General features: G+C 65.2%; 14 protein-coding genes. 4 read left to right on the forward strand and 10 right to left on the reverse strand.

What is annotated here, in order from left to right; genetic code table 11:
- Positions 1 to 59 precede the first annotated feature (59 nt).
- Positions 60 to 662, forward strand: coding sequence for a DUF3043 domain-containing protein (locus BLT71_RS11565; protein ID WP_091720336.1), 603 nt, complete (start codon positions 60 to 62; stop codon positions 660 to 662).
- An 83-nt stretch (positions 663 to 745) separates the two neighbouring features.
- Here the strand turns inward: BLT71_RS11565 and BLT71_RS11570 are convergent, their stop codons facing one another.
- Positions 746 to 1,816 (reverse strand): quinone-dependent dihydroorotate dehydrogenase, encoded by a 1,071-nt coding sequence (locus tag BLT71_RS11570; protein ID WP_091720338.1) that lies wholly within the window; start codon positions 1,814 to 1,816, stop codon positions 746 to 748.
- A gap of 107 nt (positions 1,817 to 1,923) precedes the next feature.
- On the opposite strand from BLT71_RS11570, the gene BLT71_RS11575 reads away from it, so the two are divergent.
- The gene (locus tag BLT71_RS11575) at positions 1,924 to 2,931 is read left to right on the forward strand and encodes an alpha/beta hydrolase (RefSeq protein ID WP_091720341.1); all 1,008 of its coding nucleotides are present in this window, start codon (positions 1,924 to 1,926) and stop codon (positions 2,929 to 2,931) included.
- On the opposite strand, the gene BLT71_RS11580 is transcribed toward BLT71_RS11575, so the two are convergent.
- The 3 genes from BLT71_RS11580 to leuA form a co-directional block, all read right to left on the reverse strand.
- Positions 2,877 to 3,716, reverse strand: coding sequence for an isoprenyl transferase (locus BLT71_RS11580; RefSeq protein ID WP_091720344.1), 840 nt, complete (start codon positions 3,714 to 3,716; stop codon positions 2,877 to 2,879). The genes BLT71_RS11575 and BLT71_RS11580 overlap by 55 nt on opposite strands.
- Positions 3,717 to 3,718: 2 nt before the next feature.
- Positions 3,719 to 4,471, reverse strand: coding sequence for a DNA repair protein RecO (recO, locus tag BLT71_RS11585; protein ID WP_091720347.1), 753 nt, complete (start codon positions 4,469 to 4,471; stop codon positions 3,719 to 3,721).
- 85 nt (positions 4,472 to 4,556) lie between these two features.
- Positions 4,557 to 6,296, reverse strand: coding sequence for a 2-isopropylmalate synthase (leuA, locus tag BLT71_RS11590; protein WP_045731408.1), 1,740 nt, complete (start codon positions 6,294 to 6,296; stop codon positions 4,557 to 4,559).
- 251 nt (positions 6,297 to 6,547) lie between these two features.
- Between leuA and BLT71_RS11595 the strand changes: the two genes are divergently transcribed.
- The gene (locus BLT71_RS11595; RefSeq protein WP_091720350.1) at positions 6,548 to 8,500 is read left to right on the forward strand and encodes a M13 family metallopeptidase; all 1,953 of its coding nucleotides are present in this window, start codon (positions 6,548 to 6,550) and stop codon (positions 8,498 to 8,500) included.
- A gap of 95 nt (positions 8,501 to 8,595) precedes the next feature.
- On the opposite strand, the gene BLT71_RS11600 is transcribed toward BLT71_RS11595, so the two are convergent.
- The 5 genes from BLT71_RS11600 to BLT71_RS11620 all read right to left on the reverse strand — a co-directional run bounded on the left by BLT71_RS11600 (position 8,596) and on the right by BLT71_RS11620 (position 14,102).
- Positions 8,596 to 10,053, reverse strand: coding sequence for an LCP family protein (locus BLT71_RS11600; RefSeq protein WP_091720353.1), 1,458 nt, complete (start codon positions 10,051 to 10,053; stop codon positions 8,596 to 8,598).
- 219 nt (positions 10,054 to 10,272) lie between these two features.
- A complete protein-coding gene (era, locus tag BLT71_RS11605) occupies positions 10,273 to 11,232 on the reverse strand; it encodes a GTPase Era (protein ID WP_091720356.1) in 960 nt (319 codons plus the stop codon).
- Complete coding sequence (locus BLT71_RS11610) at positions 11,216 to 12,547, reverse strand: hemolysin family protein (RefSeq protein WP_091720359.1); 1,332 nt, start codon at positions 12,545 to 12,547, stop codon at positions 11,216 to 11,218. Before BLT71_RS11610 ends, era begins: the two co-directional genes overlap by 17 nt.
- The gene (ybeY, locus tag BLT71_RS11615) at positions 12,544 to 13,017 is read right to left on the reverse strand and encodes an rRNA maturation RNase YbeY (RefSeq protein WP_091720362.1); all 474 of its coding nucleotides are present in this window, start codon (positions 13,015 to 13,017) and stop codon (positions 12,544 to 12,546) included. Before ybeY ends, BLT71_RS11610 begins: the two co-directional genes overlap by 4 nt.
- Positions 13,014 to 14,102, reverse strand: a complete 1,089-nt coding sequence (locus tag BLT71_RS11620) for a PhoH family protein (protein ID WP_015937162.1) — start codon at positions 14,100 to 14,102, stop codon at positions 13,014 to 13,016. The genes ybeY and BLT71_RS11620 overlap by 4 nt, the downstream gene beginning before the upstream one ends.
- 376 nt (positions 14,103 to 14,478) lie before the next feature.
- Between BLT71_RS11620 and BLT71_RS11625 the strand changes: the two genes are divergently transcribed.
- Complete coding sequence (locus BLT71_RS11625) at positions 14,479 to 15,432, forward strand: GerMN domain-containing protein (RefSeq protein ID WP_231994276.1); 954 nt, start codon at positions 14,479 to 14,481, stop codon at positions 15,430 to 15,432.
- On the opposite strand, the gene BLT71_RS11630 is transcribed toward BLT71_RS11625, so the two are convergent.
- Complete coding sequence (locus BLT71_RS11630) at positions 15,425 to 16,198, reverse strand: 16S rRNA (uracil(1498)-N(3))-methyltransferase (RefSeq protein ID WP_091720368.1); 774 nt, start codon at positions 16,196 to 16,198, stop codon at positions 15,425 to 15,427. The two genes, BLT71_RS11625 and BLT71_RS11630, sit on opposite strands and share 8 nt — an antisense overlap.
- Positions 16,199 to 16,200 lie beyond the last annotated feature (2 nt).

Here is a 16,200-nt window from a genome sequence, read left to right on the forward strand (position 1 = left end):
GCTTCGGCAACAGCCGCGGGCAAGGAATCCCGACACCTCCCGCAAGGTATTCTGTTCAGGTGTTCGGACGTAAAAAAGAAGCGCCCTCGGCGCAGGAGACAGTAGACCAGCAGGCGGCGGAAGCGGCGGCGCGCCAGGAGGGTGTCATCGGCAAGGGTGCCCCCACTCCAACACGGAGGGCCCAGGAAGCCGCCCGCAAGCGTCCGCTGGTGCCGGAGGACCGCAAGGCTTCCAAGGCTGCCGAGCGCCAGGTCATCCAGGACCAGCGGCAGAAGATGCGCCAGGCCCTTGATACCGGAGACGAAAAGTTCCTGCCCTTGCGGGACAAGGGACCGCAGAAGCGGTTTGCCCGCGACTTCGTCGATGCCCGGTTCAGCCTGGGCGAGTTCCTGATGTTCGGCGCACTTGTTTTCGTTCTGGTCTCCCTGGTGGTGCCGGCATCCAGCGATTACATGATTTACGTCCTGGGTGGTTTCTGGGTCATGTTCCTCGCGGTGTTCGTGGACGTGTTCCTGCTGTCCCGCAAACTGCGCAAGCGGCTGGCGGAGAAGTTTGGCGAGGTTGAGCGCGGCACTGTCTGGTACGGCTCCATGCGCTCCCTCCAGTTCCGCAAGCTGCGGCTGCCCAAGCCCCAGGTCAGCCGCGGCCAGTTCCCCTCCTGATTCAGAGTTTCCGTTTAAACAGCAGTCCCCGGCAGGTCACCTGCCGGGGACTGCTGTTTAAGCGGGTCAGGACCCGAAGTGTTTCAGGACCGCCGCTTGCGGGCGAGCTGCCGGTTAATGCGTGCCGCCCAGAAGGGGCCTTCGTACAGGAAGGCCGTGTAACCCTGGACCAGGGTTGCCCCTGCGTCGAGCCGGTCCTGCACGTCCTGGGCTGTTTCCACGCCCCCGACGGCGACCAGGGTCAAGGCATCGCCGGTTGCCTGCTTGAGGCGGCGGAGCACCTCCAGGGAACGCTGCTTCAGCGGTGCACCGGACAGCCCGCCAGCCCCGCACTTTTCCACTGTTTCAGCCGGGGACGCCAGCCCCGTCCTGGCGATGGTGGTGTTGGTGGCGATGATGCCGTCCAGCTTCAGGTCCAGGGCGAGCCGTGCAACGTCGTCGATGTCTGCGTCGCTGAGGTCCGGAGCAATCTTCACCAGCAGCGGCACATGCCTGCCCGCTGCACGGTCGGCTTCCTCCCCAACGGCGGTAAGAAGGGGGCGTAGCGTTTCGACGTCCTGCAGCAGCCGCAGTCCCGGCGTGTTGGGGGAACTGACGTTGACCACGAGGTAGTCGGCGGCAGGCGCAAGGGTGCGTGCGCTGATGCGGTAGTCCTCCACCGCGTCAGCAAGTTCAACAACTTTGGTTTTGCCGATGTTGACCCCGATGACCGGCCGCACCGCGGGGTACATCCGCTGCAGGGCAGCCCGGGCGGACTTAAGGCGGGGAGCGACGGCGGCGGCGCCGTCGTTGTTAAAACCCATCCTGTTGATGACCGCACGGTCCTGGATCAGGCGGAACAGCCGCGGCTGCTCGTTGCCCGGCTGCGCTTGGCCGGTAATGGTGCCCACTTCAACGTGGCCGAAGCCAAGCTCGGTGAGGGCTTCGATGCCATGCCCTTCCTTGTCAAAACCCGCTGCAAGTCCGAACGGTGAGGGGAAGGTGATGCCGAAGGCAGTGGTCTGAAGGGATGGCGCCGGGGCAGTCAGCCTGCGGAGGACCTTCCCCGCCCCGGACGAGTGCGCCAGCCGGATTCCCTTGAATCCGAGGGTATGGGCGCGCTCGGCGTCCATCCAGGAAAAAGCCAGCTTGAAGAATGTGGGGTAAACGCGCATGCAACCAGTTTTCCGCCTCGCGGGCCGTGGACCAAAACGGAGACGTCCCACAACCGGCGTGACCTGATGGGAGCGGTTCCCTCCGGGTGCCGGTTTAGCATGGGTCCATGGCATGGGAAGAGGACATCCTGGGCGCCGAATTCCAGTCCCTGGCGTTCGAGGCCAAGGGACCCGACGGCGTGCAACGGACCGCCACGCTGGTGCGCTTCCGGCTGGAGCCTGACAGCGGTGCCCCGCGGCGCCGACAGCGGCCGGCAGTCCTTTTCCTGCATGGCTGGAGTGACTACTTTTTCAACGTGGACCTGGCCAGGTTCTGGAACTCGGCAGGCTATGACTTCTACGCCCTGGACATGCATAACCACGGCAGGAGCCTGCACCCTGGTTCACCCGGAGGGTTTGTGTCGCGTCTGGCTGACTACGATGCCGAGATTGCGGCGGCCCTGGTCATTATCGGAGGCGGGGACCCGCCCGGGCCCATCACCCTGATGGGGCATTCGACCGGCGGCCTGGTCGCAGCGCTGTGGGCCGCGGATAACCCCGGTTCCGTGTCGCGGCTGGTGCTCAACAGCCCCTGGCTGGAAATGCACGGCAGCTCATTGGTCCGGCGCGCTGCCTCAGGTCTTATGGCGCCGATGGCGAGGCTGCGGCCCACGGCTGTCCTCCGGCTGCCCGAACGGGGTTACTACTGGCGGACCATCAGCAGCGCGGCCGAGGGAGAGTGGACCATCGACGACCGGTACCGGCCGCCGATGGCCTTCCCGGTACGGGCCGGCTGGTTGAGCGCAGTGCTGGCCGGCCATGCGCGCGTTGCCCGGGGGCTGAACATCCAGGTGCCCATCCTGGTGCTGTTGTCCGCCGGGAGTGCAACCGGATTGCTGTGGTCCGAAGCCATGCGCCGCACTGACGCGGTGCTGGATGTGGATATCATCGGCGCCAGGGCCCTGGCATTGGGCCGGAGCGTCACGGTGGAGCGGATTGAGGGTGCCCTGCACGATGTCTTCCTCTCCCCCGCCGGGGTGCGCGCCGACGCCTACGCACGCCTGGCGCGCTGGCTGCGTGCCTACGGGGCCGGCGAGCCGCCGGGCCGGGCCGCTGCATCCACTGCGCCGCCGTAGCGCCGGTCACGCTGCGCGTATTCCTCTACCGCTGCCCACAGCGTCCGCCGGTCCACGTCCGGCCACAACGTGTCCATGAACACGAACTCGGCATACGCCGATTGCCAGAGCAGGAAGTTCGACAACCGCTGTTCCCCCGAGCTGCGAAGGAAAAGATCCACATCGGGAAGGTCCGGTTCATCGAGGTACTTCTGGATGGTGCGCTCCGTAATGGCACCGGGCTTCAGCCGTCCTGCAGCGACCTCTGCAGCGATGGCAGACACAGCATCGGTGATCTCCGCCCGTCCGCCGTAATTAACACACATGGTCAACGTGCAGGTGCTGTTGCCGGCTGTGAAGGCCTCTGCCTCCTCCAACTCCCGGATTACCGAGCCCCAGAGCTTTGGCCGCCGGCCCGACCAGCGGACCCGGACGCCCCATTCGTCCAGCTGGTTGCGCTGGCGACGCAGCACGTCCTTGTTAAAACCCATGAGGAAGCGGACCTCTTCGGGGGACCTGCGCCAGTTCTCCGTGGAGAATGCGTAGACACTCACATACTCGATGCCAAGCTGGATGGCGCCGGCCATGACATCGAGCAGTGCGGGTTCGCCCGCCTTATGCCCTTCGATCCGGGGAAGTCCCCGCTGGTTTGCCCAGCGGCCGTTGCCGTCCATGACGATGGCCACGTGGCGGGGAATGAATTCAGCCGGGATGGACGGCGGAACTGCCCCTGAGGGGTGCGGGTAGGGCGCGACCACCGGTTCGGTGCGTCGGCGGGCGGGGGTCGTCTTTTTTCCCAAGGCCACTGTCAGCTACGCTCCACATGTTTGAGTGATTTCAGCACCCGTTCGAGATGCCATTGCAGGTATGCGGCCACGAGGCCGGCGGCTTCCTTGCGGTGCAGCGGCAAGGAAGCGTCGGCCGTTGGCCAGTCTCCCGTGAGCAGGGCCGCCAGCAGCATGACAGTTTCGGCGGCCGGCGCGGGCGAGCCCGGCGGCCTGCAGTCCGGGCACACCATGCCGCCCAGCGCAGTAGCGAAGGCCTTATGCGGACCGGGCATTCCGCACCGGGCGCAGTCGGTGAAGCTGGGGGCCCAGCCTCCGGTGGCCAGTGCCCGCAGGAGATAGGAGTCGAGGATCAGGCCGGCGGCGTGCTCGTTCCGGCTGAGGGCTGCCAGTGCACCCACCAGCAGGTTGTACTGGGCTGTGGCCGCCTCACCGTCCACGTCGGTGAGCTTCTCGGCTGTTTCGGTCATGGCGGCGGCGACGGTGTAGCGGCCGTAATCGGCGGCGATGCTGCCGCCGTAGGCGCCTTTTGCCACAGCCTGGGTCACGATGTCCAGGCTACGGCCTGAGATCAGCTGGAGGTCAGCCACCATGAACGGCTCGAGCCGCGCTCCAAAACGGCTGCTGGTGCGGCGGACGCCTTTGGCGACTGCGCGGACCTGCCCGTGGTGCTTCGTGAGGAGCGTGATGATCCTGTCGGCTTCGCCCAGCTTGTGCGTACGGAGAACCACAGCGTCATCGCGGTATGCCCGGGAGGCGAAGGATTGTTGAGCCACGCTCTATCTTCCCATCCCCGAGGGGTGGGGCAGCCCCTGCGCCGCCGCGTGGCCCCGAAATAAGGGCAACGCGGCGGCCTGCGTATCAGGACTGGGCGTCGCGGATGGCCCGGTTGACGGCGGAGATGACGGCCTTCAGAGAGGACATGCTGGTGTTGGCATCGATGCCCACGCCCCACAGGACGCGCTCGCCCACTGCGCATTCAACATACGCTGCGGCCATCGCGTTCCCGCCTTCGGACAGGGCGTGCTCGCTGTAGTCCAGCACGCGAACGTCCACACCGTCCTGGGTGAGGATGTTCAGCAGCGCGGCGATGGGACCGTTTCCGGTACCGGTACGGCTGACCTGGGCACCATCGACGGTGAGGGACGCGTGCAGCGTCATGCCGCCGTCGTCGTCGGTCTCGGTCTTGACCGAGCCCAGGGAGTAGCGGCCCCACTGGCCGTCCGTTTTGCCGGAGGGCAGGTACTCGTCCTGGAAGATCTGCCAGAGCTGGGCGCCGCTGACTTCGCCGCCCACGGTGTCCGTGCGCCGCTGGATGACGCCGGAGAACTCGATCTGGGCCCGGCGGGGCAGGTCCAGGCTGTGCTCGTTCTTGAGCAGGTAGGCCACGCCACCCTTGCCGGACTGGGAATTGACGCGGATGACGGCCTCATAGCTGCGGCCCAGGTCCTTCGGGTCCACCGGCAGGTAGGGCACCTGCCAGGTGACGTCCGCAACGTCCTTGCCGGCGGCGGCGGCATCGCGTTCCAGGGCTTCGAAGCCCTTCTTGATGGCGTCCTGGTGTGAGCCGGAGAAGGCAGTGAAGACCAGGTCGCCGCCGTACGGGGACCGCTCGGGGACGGGCAGCTGGTTGCAGTATTCAACGGTCCGGCGGACGTCGTCGATGTCGGAGAAGTCGATCATCGGGTCGATGCCCTGCACGAACAGGTTCAGGCCCAGGGTCACCAGGTCCACGTTGCCGGTACGCTCGCCGTTGCCGAACAGGCAGCCTTCGATCCTGTCAGCGCCGGCCATGTAGCCCAGCTCGGCGGCGGCCACGCCGGTGCCGCGGTCATTGTGCGGGTGCAGCGAGAGGATAATGCCTTCCCGGGGGTGCAGGTGCCGGCTCATCCATTCGATCGAATCGGCGTACACGTTGGGGGTGGCCATTTCCACGGTGGCCGGCAGGTTGATGATGACCTGCCGGTCTGCCGAGGCCTCAAAGACGTCGGCGACGGCGTTGCAGACGCGGACGGCGTATTCCAGTTCCGTTCCGGTGAAGGATTCCGGTGAGTACTCGTAGGTGATGTGGGTATCGGCCAGCGTTTCCTCGTACTTCCGGCACAGCCGCGCACCCTGGAGTGCGATGTCCAGGATGCCGTCCTCGTCCTGGTTGAAGACGACGCGCCGCTGCAGCACGGACGTGGAGTTGTACAGGTGGACGATGGCCTGCTTGGCGCCAACGAGGGATTCGTAAGTCCGCTCGATCAGGTGCTCTCGTGCCTGGGTGAGGACCTGGATGGTGACATCATCCGGGATGTGGTTGCCCTCGATCAACTGGCGGACGAAGTCAAAGTCAGTCTGCGATGCAGACGGAAAGCCGACCTCGATCTCCTTGTAGCCCATGCGGACCAGCAGGTCGAACATCTTCATTTTGCGTGCCGGGCTCATGGGATCGATCAGCGCCTGGTTGCCGTCCCGCAGGTCCACTGCACACCAGCGCGGGGCCTTGGTGATCACCTTGTCCGGCCAGGTACGGTCCGGCATCTCGACGGTGATCTGGTCCTGAAACGGCGTGTAACGGTGGAAGGGCATTCCTGAGGACTTCTGTGCGTTTCGCATTACTTGGGGCCTTTTCTATGGATCTTCAGTGAAAGGGTGGCCGGGCAACACAAACTCCGCAGCGAGGGTGGGCCTTGCGCTAGATAGCGTCTGTAGCCTCGCCGCGGCAGCTAAGGAGGAGGAACTCTGCACGCACCTTTTGAGGGTAACACGGGTGCGTAAGATGAAAGGGCACTACCGTCCGTAAAGTCCATCATGCAGACGCACCGGGTATTTGTGCCCGCAGCGGCGTCGCAGCAAAAGGAGTTTCAGTGCCCATTTCGGGGATCGACCTTTCCACCATTGATCACACGGTCCGGCCGCAGGACGACCTTTACCAGCACGTCAACGGTGCCTGGCTGAAGGCCACCGAGATCCCGGACGACCGGCCGCTGGAAGGGACCTTCACCGCGTTGCGGGACGGCTCGGAACTCGCCGTTCGGGACATCATCGAGGAAGCCGCGGCCAAGGGTGACGCGGCAAGCGGTATAGAACGCAAGATCGGCGGGCTGTACAACAGCTTCATGGATGAGGCTGCCGCCGAAGCGAAGGGCATCGATCCGATCCGCCAAAGGCTCGAGGACGTCTACGCCACGGGCTCTGTCACTGACCTCGTTGCCTTGGCCGGACGGCTCTTCCGCTCGGACGTGGGCGGGCTCTTCTACATCTACCCGGCCCCCGATGCCGGAAATCCGGACCGTGTTCTGCTGTACACCGGACAGGGCGGCCTCGGCCTTCCCGATGAGTCCTACTACCGTGACGAAAAATTCGCCCCGACCGTCGCCGCGTACCGGACCCACATAGCCACGATGCTGGCCCTGGCGGGGCGGAAGGACGCAGAGGCTGCTGCGGAACGTGTGGTGGACCTGGAAACAAAGCTGGCCTCGCACCACTGGGACAACGTCACCCTGCGGGATCCGCAAAAGACCTACAACCTCAAAACAGCAGAGCAAGCGGCGGAACTGTTCCCACTTCTTGCCACCTGGTTCGAGGCCGCGGACATCGCCGGAGACAAACGGCAGGAAATCGTGGTGAGCACCCCCGACTTCTTCTCGGGCGCGGCAGCTCTCCTGGATTCCGAACCGCTGGATGCGTGGCGGGACTGGCTGGCGATGCGCGTTATCAGCGCCGCGGCTCCCTACCTGTCGCAGGCCGTCGTCGACGCGAATTTTGCCTTTTACGGAACCACCATCAGTGGCACCCCGCGGAACAAGGACCGTTGGAAGCGCGGCGTCGCTGTAGTGGAGGCGGCCCTCGGTGAGGCAGTTGGGCAGATCTACGTGGCACGGCACTTCCCGGAATCCCACAAAGACAGGATGCAGACCCTCGTGGGCAACCTTATCGAGGCGTACCGGAGCAGCATCACCGAAGTGGGCTGGATGGGGTCGGACACCAAAGCCGAAGCCCTGCGCAAACTGGACGGGTTCCGCGCCAAGATAGGCTTCCCCGATGAGTGGATCGACTACTCTGCCGTGGAGATCGACCCCAACGACCTCCTCGGGAACGTGGAGCGCGCCCATAACGCCGACGTCGACCGGCACCTCGATGAGGTGGGCAAGCCTGTGGACCGCAACAAGTGGCTCATGACACCGCAGACCGTCAACGCCTACTACCACCCCATGATGAACGAAATTGTTTTCCCGGCAGCCATCCTGCAGCCGCCGTTCTTCACGGCCGACGCCGATGACGCCGTCAACTACGGCGGTATCGGGGCTGTGATCGGTCATGAGATCGGCCACGGCTTTGACGACCAGGGATCCCAGTTCGACGGCGGCGGCGCCCTCCGTAACTGGTGGACGGATGAGGACCGGCAGGCTTTCGAGAAGCTCACTGCCCGCCTCGTGGCGCAGTACGACGCCCTCTCCCCCGCGGCCGCCCCGGGACACCATGTCAACGGCCGGCTGACGCTGGGCGAGAACATTGGCGACCTCGCAGGTTTGGCCATCGCCCACAAGGCCTACCGAATCAGCCTGGAAGGCCAGGAACCGGAGGTCCTGGACGGCCTGACCGGCCACCAGCGCTTCTTCGCTTCGTGGGCGGCCGGCTGGCGCCAGGTCATCCGGCAGGAGGAGGCCATCCGCCGCCTGGCCACTGACCCGCACTCCCCCAACGAGTTCAGGACCAACGCCATCGCCCGCAACCTCGACGCTTTCCACGACGCCTTCGAGGTGACCGAACAGGACGAGATGTGGATGCCGCCGGCCGAGCGGGTCAGCATCTGGTAATCCATCCGAAGAACGGCAACGGCCGCGGAGCCAGCCTGATGGGCTGGCACCGCGGCCGTTTGCTAGGGGCTCCGAACCGGGGCGCGGTGCGGGCGCTACCGGACGATCAGTTCGGGGTTGGCCTGCTGGCAGCGGGCATCCCCGGCAGTCTGGTTGACAATGTCGTTCGGGAGGGCCGCGCCGGATCCACTCCCGTAGGTGGCCCCGGACGTGAAATCGCTGCCGAGGTAGACCTGCACGCCGGTTACCCCGGGAGCCGGGATCACCTGTGACGCGGGAATCCCGAGGAGCGCGGCCACGTCCGCTGCGACGTCGGCGTAATTGGCACCGTAGTAGACACCCGACTTGGCGATGGCCTGCGCTTCGAACTGGGCTGCCTGGGTAAAGCCGCCGGAGACCAGTGCCTGGACGATCTCCTGGGAACGTCCGGGAACGCCCGAGCCGTTTGCCACCGAGACCGGTTGGAGGGCCTTGTTGTACGGCGGGAGCGGCGCTTCGGTTTCCGTCGGAGTCGCTGACGGGGACGGGCTTTCAGTGGGTGACGGCGTGGTGGGCGCCGTGGGGTCCGTCAGGTCGACGTCCTTCTGCAGCGCGGTGAAGAGCTGGGAACCTGCGGGCTCGGCAATTTCGAGGCGGTTGGGATCGGACACGGCGGGCGTGGTGGGCACGGATACAAACGCCACCTTCCCGAGGTCGATGTCCTTGAGCCGGTTGCCGATGGTCAGCAGGGTCGGCACCGAGGCCAGCCCGTCGTCCACCGTGAGGTTCTGGGTGACGACGTCGGCGATCTTCAGCATCCGGGCCGGATCCGACAACGTTCCCTCGTCCTTGATTTTCCGGGTCAGTGAGGACAGGAAACCCTGCTGTGCCTGGATTCGCCCCAGGTCTCCGCCGTCGGCGAAGGCGTGCCGCGTGCGAAGGAAGGCGAGTGCCTGCTCACCCTGCACGGCGGAGGTTCCTGCCGGCAGCCGGAGCCGGGAATCCGGATCATAGATGGCATCGCTGACGCACACGTCCACGCCGCCCACGGCGTTGGACAACTCCTTGACGGCGTTGAAGTCGGCCATCATGAAATGGTCCACTTCCAGTCCGGTCAGTTTGTTGACGGTATCCACGGCACAGCCGATTCCGGCCTCGCCCATGGCTTCGTTGATCATCACTCCACTGCGCGCGGGATATTCACGGCCGGTCTTGGAGTCCTTGCATGCGGGGATGTTGACCAGCAGGTCACGCGGGAAGCTGATGACGCTGACGCGCTTGTTGTCCTCGGAGATGTCCATCAGCATCATGACGTCGGACTTGCCGTAGCCCGTCGAGTCATCGGAGGTGCCGTATTCCGAGTTCTTGCCGTCGCGGGTGTCAGACCCGAGGATCAGGATCTGCATCCGCCCGGTGGCATTATTAACCGGCCCCTCGGTACCCGATCCGCCGGCGTTCAGTGGCGCCTTGGAGATGTTGTTCTGGAGCCGGATGAACCAGAACCCGGCAAAGGCAAGGCCGCCCACCAACGCCACAGCGACGATGGCGGTGATGATCTTCAGCCAGACGGGCATCCCCCGGATGGGTCCAAGATGCCGGGCAGCGCCCAGGCCGGCCTGGTCGGCGTGCCTGGAAACGGGGCCAGAGCCGGGTGGCGACTCAGCGCCGAACTCGTTTTTGCCACGGCCTCGCGCCACGTGTTGAACCTTCCTCTAATTACAAAATCCGGTCCATTTTAGTGGCCGAGTCTGGGAAAACGCCGGGCGGTGACCTGCGACACCCCGCCCGGAACATCAGAAACCGAGCTTGACCAGCTGTTTTGGATCCCGCTGCCAGTCTTTTGCCACCTTCACATGGAGATCCAGGTAGATGCGTGTGCCAAGCAGCGCCTCGATGCCCTTGCGCGCGTTGGTCCCCACCTCCCGCAGCCTGCTCCCGCCCTTGCCGATGATGATGGCTTTCTGGGACGGACGTTCCACGTAGAGGTTTACCCGCACGTCGAGGAGCGGGTTGTCTTCCGGCCGGTCCTCACGGGGAACGATCTCTTCCACCACCACGGCGAGTGAGTGCGGAAGTTCATCCCGGACGCCTTCCAGCGCCGCCTCGCGGATCAGTTCGGCCACCATGACAGCTTCGGGCTCGTCGGTCAGTTCGCCGTCCGGGTACAGAGGGGGCGACGGCGGCATGTGGCTGATGAGGACATCGGCCACAGTGCCCACCTGGAATCCGTCGCTCGCGGAGACGGGGACGATGTCCCTCCACCCGTCTTCGCCCAGCACTTCACGGCCGAGGGCATCGACGGCCAGCAGCTGTTCGGTGAGCGCCTGCTTGTCCACAAGGTCGGCCTTCGTCACGATGGCGATGACAGGCTTCCCGCCAATGGCGGCAAGCTGGGCCGCGATGAACTTGTCGCCGGGGCCGATCTTTTCGTTGGCGGGCAGGCAGAAGCCGATGGCATCCACCTCTGCGAGGGTGTCGGCCACAAGGTCGTTCAGGCGCTTGCCGAGCAGGGTCCGCGGCCGGTGCAGCCCCGGTGTGTCCACCAGGATCAGCTGGGCGTCCTCGCGGTGGACGATCCCCCGGATGGTGTGCCGGGTGGTCTGCGGTTTGGCAGAGGTGATGGCTATCTTCTTACCCACCAGGGCGTTGGTCAAAGTGGACTTGCCCGCGTTGGGACGCCCGACGAGGACCGAGAACCCCGCCCGGAATCCGCCGAAATCGTCCTCTGCCTGGGCCTTACTTTTCTTGCTCACGTGGAACTCCCTGCTGGGTTGCTTCCGCCTCATGGAAGAGGTCTTCAAGGTCAGTGTCTACTGTTGGCACGGGTGCCGCAATGATATGGCTGACGCGGTTGCGGCGGCCCTCGAGCCGGTCGGCCCGCAACGATACGCCCTGGACTTCAACCCGGCTGCCCACGATGGGAACGCGTCCCAGCGCTTTGGCGAGCAGTCCGCCCACGGTGTCCACTTCGTCGTCGTCAAGCTCAATGTCAAAAAGTTCTCCGAGGTCATCGATGCTCATCCTGGAGCTGACCCGGTAGGAACCGTCGCCGAGCTCTACGGCCTCGGCGCTTTCGGTGTCGTATTCGTCAACGATCTCGCCAACGATTTCCTCAATCAGGTCCTCAAGCGTGACCAGGCCGGCCGTGCCGCCGTACTCGTCGATGACGATGGCCACGTGCGTGGACTCCTTCTGCAGTTCCCGCAGCAGGTCGCTCACGGGTTTTGATTCCGGCACGTAGCGGACCTCACGGGCCATGGAGTCAACTGTGGGAGGTTCTGCGCCTGCATCCAGTTCATGCACGACGGCGGCCACGTCCTTGAGGTAGACGATCCCCAGGATGTGGTCGGTGTCTTCGCCGATGACCGGGACCCGGGAGTAGCCGGACCGGAGGAACAGGGACATTGCCTCGTGCAGGCTCGAACCGGAGTCGATGCCGACAATGTCCGTCCTGGGCACCATGACGGCACGGACCAGCGTGTCCCCAAAATCGAACACCGACTGGATCATCTCGGCTTCCGTGTCCTCGATCATGTCGGATTCGCTGGCGCGGTCCACCAGTTCACGGAATTCCTGTTCGCTGAAGAAGGCTTCGTCCCCTCCGGGTGCGCCCGGGGCGGCAGCGCTTCCCACCGCGACGAGCCATCCCGGTATGGGCCCAAGGACCCACGTCAGGAAGCGGATCATCGGCGCCGTGAAGCGCACTACCGCGGCCGAGTGGAGCCTGCCCAGCTGGCGGGGTGAGACACCCACGATCACGAACCCCAGCAGCGCCATGATGCCGGTTGCTGCAAGGCCGGCCAGCCAGATGTTGTCCAGGAGACTGTAAAGCAGCACCGAGACGGCGACAGCGGAGGCCATTTCGAACCAGACCCGCCAGAACCTCAGGGCCCGGATATGCGCAACGGGCTCGCGGAGAATACTGCGCATTGCCGTTCCGCGGCTTCGGAGCAACGCTTCTTCCGCATCGTGCCGCGGGAGGAAATTGAAGGCGGCCTCGGCCGCGGTCAGTACGGCGGCGATGGCCAGGAAGACCAGGGCCATCGCCACCAGGAGGAGGGGCGTCACAGAGTGGTCTCGGCGGGCGCTTCCTTGCCGGTGAAGCCGGTCAGGAGTTCGCGCTGGAGCCCGAACATCTCTTCCTTCTCTTCGGGCTCGGCATGGTCATAGCCCAAAAGGTGCAGGATGCCGTGGGTGGTCAGCAGCAGCATCTCATCCTGGAGGGCGTGGCCGGCGTTTTTGGCCTGGACCTGCGCCACCTGGGGGCAGATGGCGATGTCGCCGAGCATCCCCTGCGGGGTGGGTCGGTCCGGAGTTCCGGGCGTGAGTTCATCCATCGGCACCGACAACACGTCGGTTGCCCCGGGCTCGTCCATCAGTTCGATGTGGAGCTTCTCCATGGCAGGCTCATCCACCAGGAGAATGGACAGTTCTGCCTGCGGATGGATGTAAAGCTGTTCAAAAATGTACCGGGACAGGGCTACCAGCCCCGCCTCGTCCACCTGGACGCCGGATTCGTTGTTCACCTCGATGCTCATGCGTGTTCCCCCCGCTTCTCCCGGCCGGCCGTTTGTCGGGCACGGTTCCTTTGCCTGTCGTCCCAGATGCTGTAGGCATTGACAATGTCTCCCACGAGGCGGTGCCGCACCACGTCCGCGGCATCAAGGACGGAGAAGTTCACGCCTTCGATGCCGTGCAGGATCTCCTCCACGATCCGCAGCCCGGACCGCGTGCCGAAGGGCAGGTCCACCTGGGTGACGTCACCGGTGACCACCATCTTGGACCCGAAGCCCAGGCGGGTGAGGAACATCTTCATCTGTTCCGGGGTGGTGTTCTGGGCCTCATCCAGGATGATGAACGCGTCATTGAGCGTCCGGCCACGCATATAGGCCAGCGGAGCCACCTCAATGGTTCCGGCTGCCATGAGCCGTGGAATCGATTCAGGGTCCATCATGTCGTGGAGGGCATCGTAGAGCGGCCTCAGGTAGGGGTCGATCTTGTCGCTCAGGGTTCCGGGCAGGAACCCGAGGCGTTCGCCTGCTTCGACGGCCGGTCGGGTAAGGATGATGCGGCTGACTTCCTTCTGCTGAAGCGCCTGCACAGCCTTGGCCATGGCCAGGTACGTCTTGCCGGTTCCGGCGGGGCCGATGCCAAAAATGACGGTGTTGTCATCGATGGCGTCGACATAGTTCTTCTGGTTCAGCGTCTTGGGCCGGATGGTCCTGCCCCGGCTGGAAAGGATGTCGTGCGTCAGCACATCCACGGGGTTCTGGAGCGACTGGCTCCGGAGCAGTGCCACCAGCTGCTGCAGGACCGCGGGGGTGATAACGGTGCCGCGTGCCACCAGGCCACGGACTTCCTGGAGGAGCCGCATGATCCGGGGAACGTCGCCGGCCGGGCCGCTGAGGGAAAGTTCGTTGCCGCGGACGTGGAAGTTCACGTCCGGGAACTGCTCCTCGATGTACCGCAGCGCCTCATCGTGGCTGCCGAGTGACTGGACCATCTGATCGGAATTGTCGAAAAGGACTACCTCGGTCCGGACGCCGGGAAGGGTGTGGGGAAATTCCCCGGCAGTGCCCTCTCCCGTGTTGAGCCGGCGCTTTCCGTTGGCTGATTCAGTCATGGTGCTGGCCCGCAGGCCTGTGGTCCCCTCGAGGTAGTTTCTGCTGTCGTCCCGGCCCGGGAAACCAGTGCCTGGTTTCTGCGTTCCGTGATCCTTTTATCTTACGCCAGCGCACCCCGCCTGCCGGTAAAGCCGGACAACCACGGGCCCTCGGCATCCACAGGCAGCAGGGCGCAGTCACCAAAGGCGCCACGGCAGGATCGGTCATTAGGTATCAACTTCATATCGTCCTCATATCGTTCCCGTTGCAGTTGTGCCCCACGGCCGGAACCGGGCAAATCGCTTCGCCGGGCTGTGCAATGCTGGAAATCCAGCCACGGCTGTGACATCGGGCCGACCGGGGAACGGCCCTCACGACAGGAAAGGAAAGGCACAAGTGCCGGATACCGTTGCGCCCCGCCGGGCAGGTCGACACGTGGGCCGCGCCCGCGCGATCATGCTGGCCGGCGTCCTGACGGTCGTGCCGATCCTTGCCGGTTGCGTTGCGGAACCTGGCCCCTCCCCCACGGGCACCCTTCTGACCGGGCCTGCCACCACGGGAAGCCCGGAGCCGCCCTCCACCAGCGCCCCACTGGAAACCACGCAGTCCTCCAACAAGGCGCCTGTCTACTGGATCGGCCGCAGCAGCAGCAACGTCTTCCTGTACCGGGAGTTCCGGGATGTACCCGAACAGGAGAACCCGGTAACGCGCGCACTGCGTGCCATGATGTCCGATAAACCCCTTGACCCTGACTACTTCACCCCGTGGCAGAATCCCGGCAAGCTGGCCACCTCGATTTCCGGCAAGGACGTCATCACCGTCGATGTCTCCGAGGACGCTTTCAACAGCAACCTTGATGCGGACATGGCAGCCCGGGCAGTCCAGCAGCTCGTCTACACGGCCACTGCTGCCGCAGCCAGTTCCGGGTTGATCGACTCCGGCCAGCAGATCCGGGTTCGGATCCTGGTGGACGGCCACACCGACTACATGGCTTTCGGGCAGGTCCAGCTTGGCGCCCTGATGACCAGGACGGCGGGCCTGGCTGCTCCTGTCTGGATCATCGATCCCCAGCAAGGCTCCGAAGTCGCGGACGGCAGCGTCAAAATCACCGGACGCAGCACGTCGGCGGGCGGCAAGCTTCGCTGGCAGATCCTGCGGACCGGGGACAACGGCGCCAAGGCACCCTTCCTCACCGGCGAAACCACGGCGTCATCGGAACAGGGGCAGGCAGGGGTATTCACGCTGGCCTTGACCCTGCCCGCCGGAGACTACGAGCTGAGGGTGGCCCAGGCCGGGTCTGACGGCGGCCCGGACCAGTTCGAAGACAACCGGTCCTTCAAGGTCAGGTAGCGTCCCAGCGCCCCAGGATGTCGCTGGAGAGCACTACGGCGGCAGGACCGGCCGTGGACGAGCGCAGCACGTGGTGGCCCAGGAGCGCCGTGACGGCTCCGCGGTCGCAGAGGCGCGTCACCTCCCGGGGGCTGATTCCACCCTCCGGGCCCACGATAAGGAGCACTTCACGGGTTCCTGCGCCGCTGGCATCGTCCCAGCCTTCCAGGACAGAACGGAGCGGCCGCACTGCGTCTTCGTGGAGGATGACCGCCAGGTCCGCGGCTTCCACTGCTGCAGCAAGGGCAGCGGTGTCGACGGCGGGACGCACCTCAGGGATCCAGGCCCGCCGCGCCTGCTTGGCCGCAGCGCCCACCACGGACTGCCATTTGGCGTGCGCCTTGGCCGCCCGGTCACCCTTCCACCGGACGATGGAACGTTCGGACTGCCAGGGGATCACGGCGTCGATGCCCAGTTCCGTGGCGGTCTCGATGGCAAGCTCATCACGGTCACCCTTGGCGAGGGCCTGCACCAGCACCAGCCGGACACTGGGGCGGGCCTCCTCCACCAGGGAACCGCACCGCACGGTGAGGCGGGTGCCGGCGGCCTCGGACACCGTCCCGCTCATACGGGTACCGGCGCCGTCGACGATGTCCACGGCCTCACCCGCTGCGAGGCGCTTTACGGAAACCGCGTGGCGCGCCTCCGGCCCTTCCAGGACAAACTCCATGCCCTCCTCCAGCCCGTCGAGGGATCCGGCGGAGGTAAAAAAGACAGGGTTGCTCACCG

Origin of the sequence: Pseudarthrobacter equi (assembly GCF_900105535.1) — a bacterium.
Classification (GTDB): Bacteria; Actinomycetota; Actinomycetes; order Actinomycetales; family Micrococcaceae; genus Arthrobacter; species Arthrobacter equi.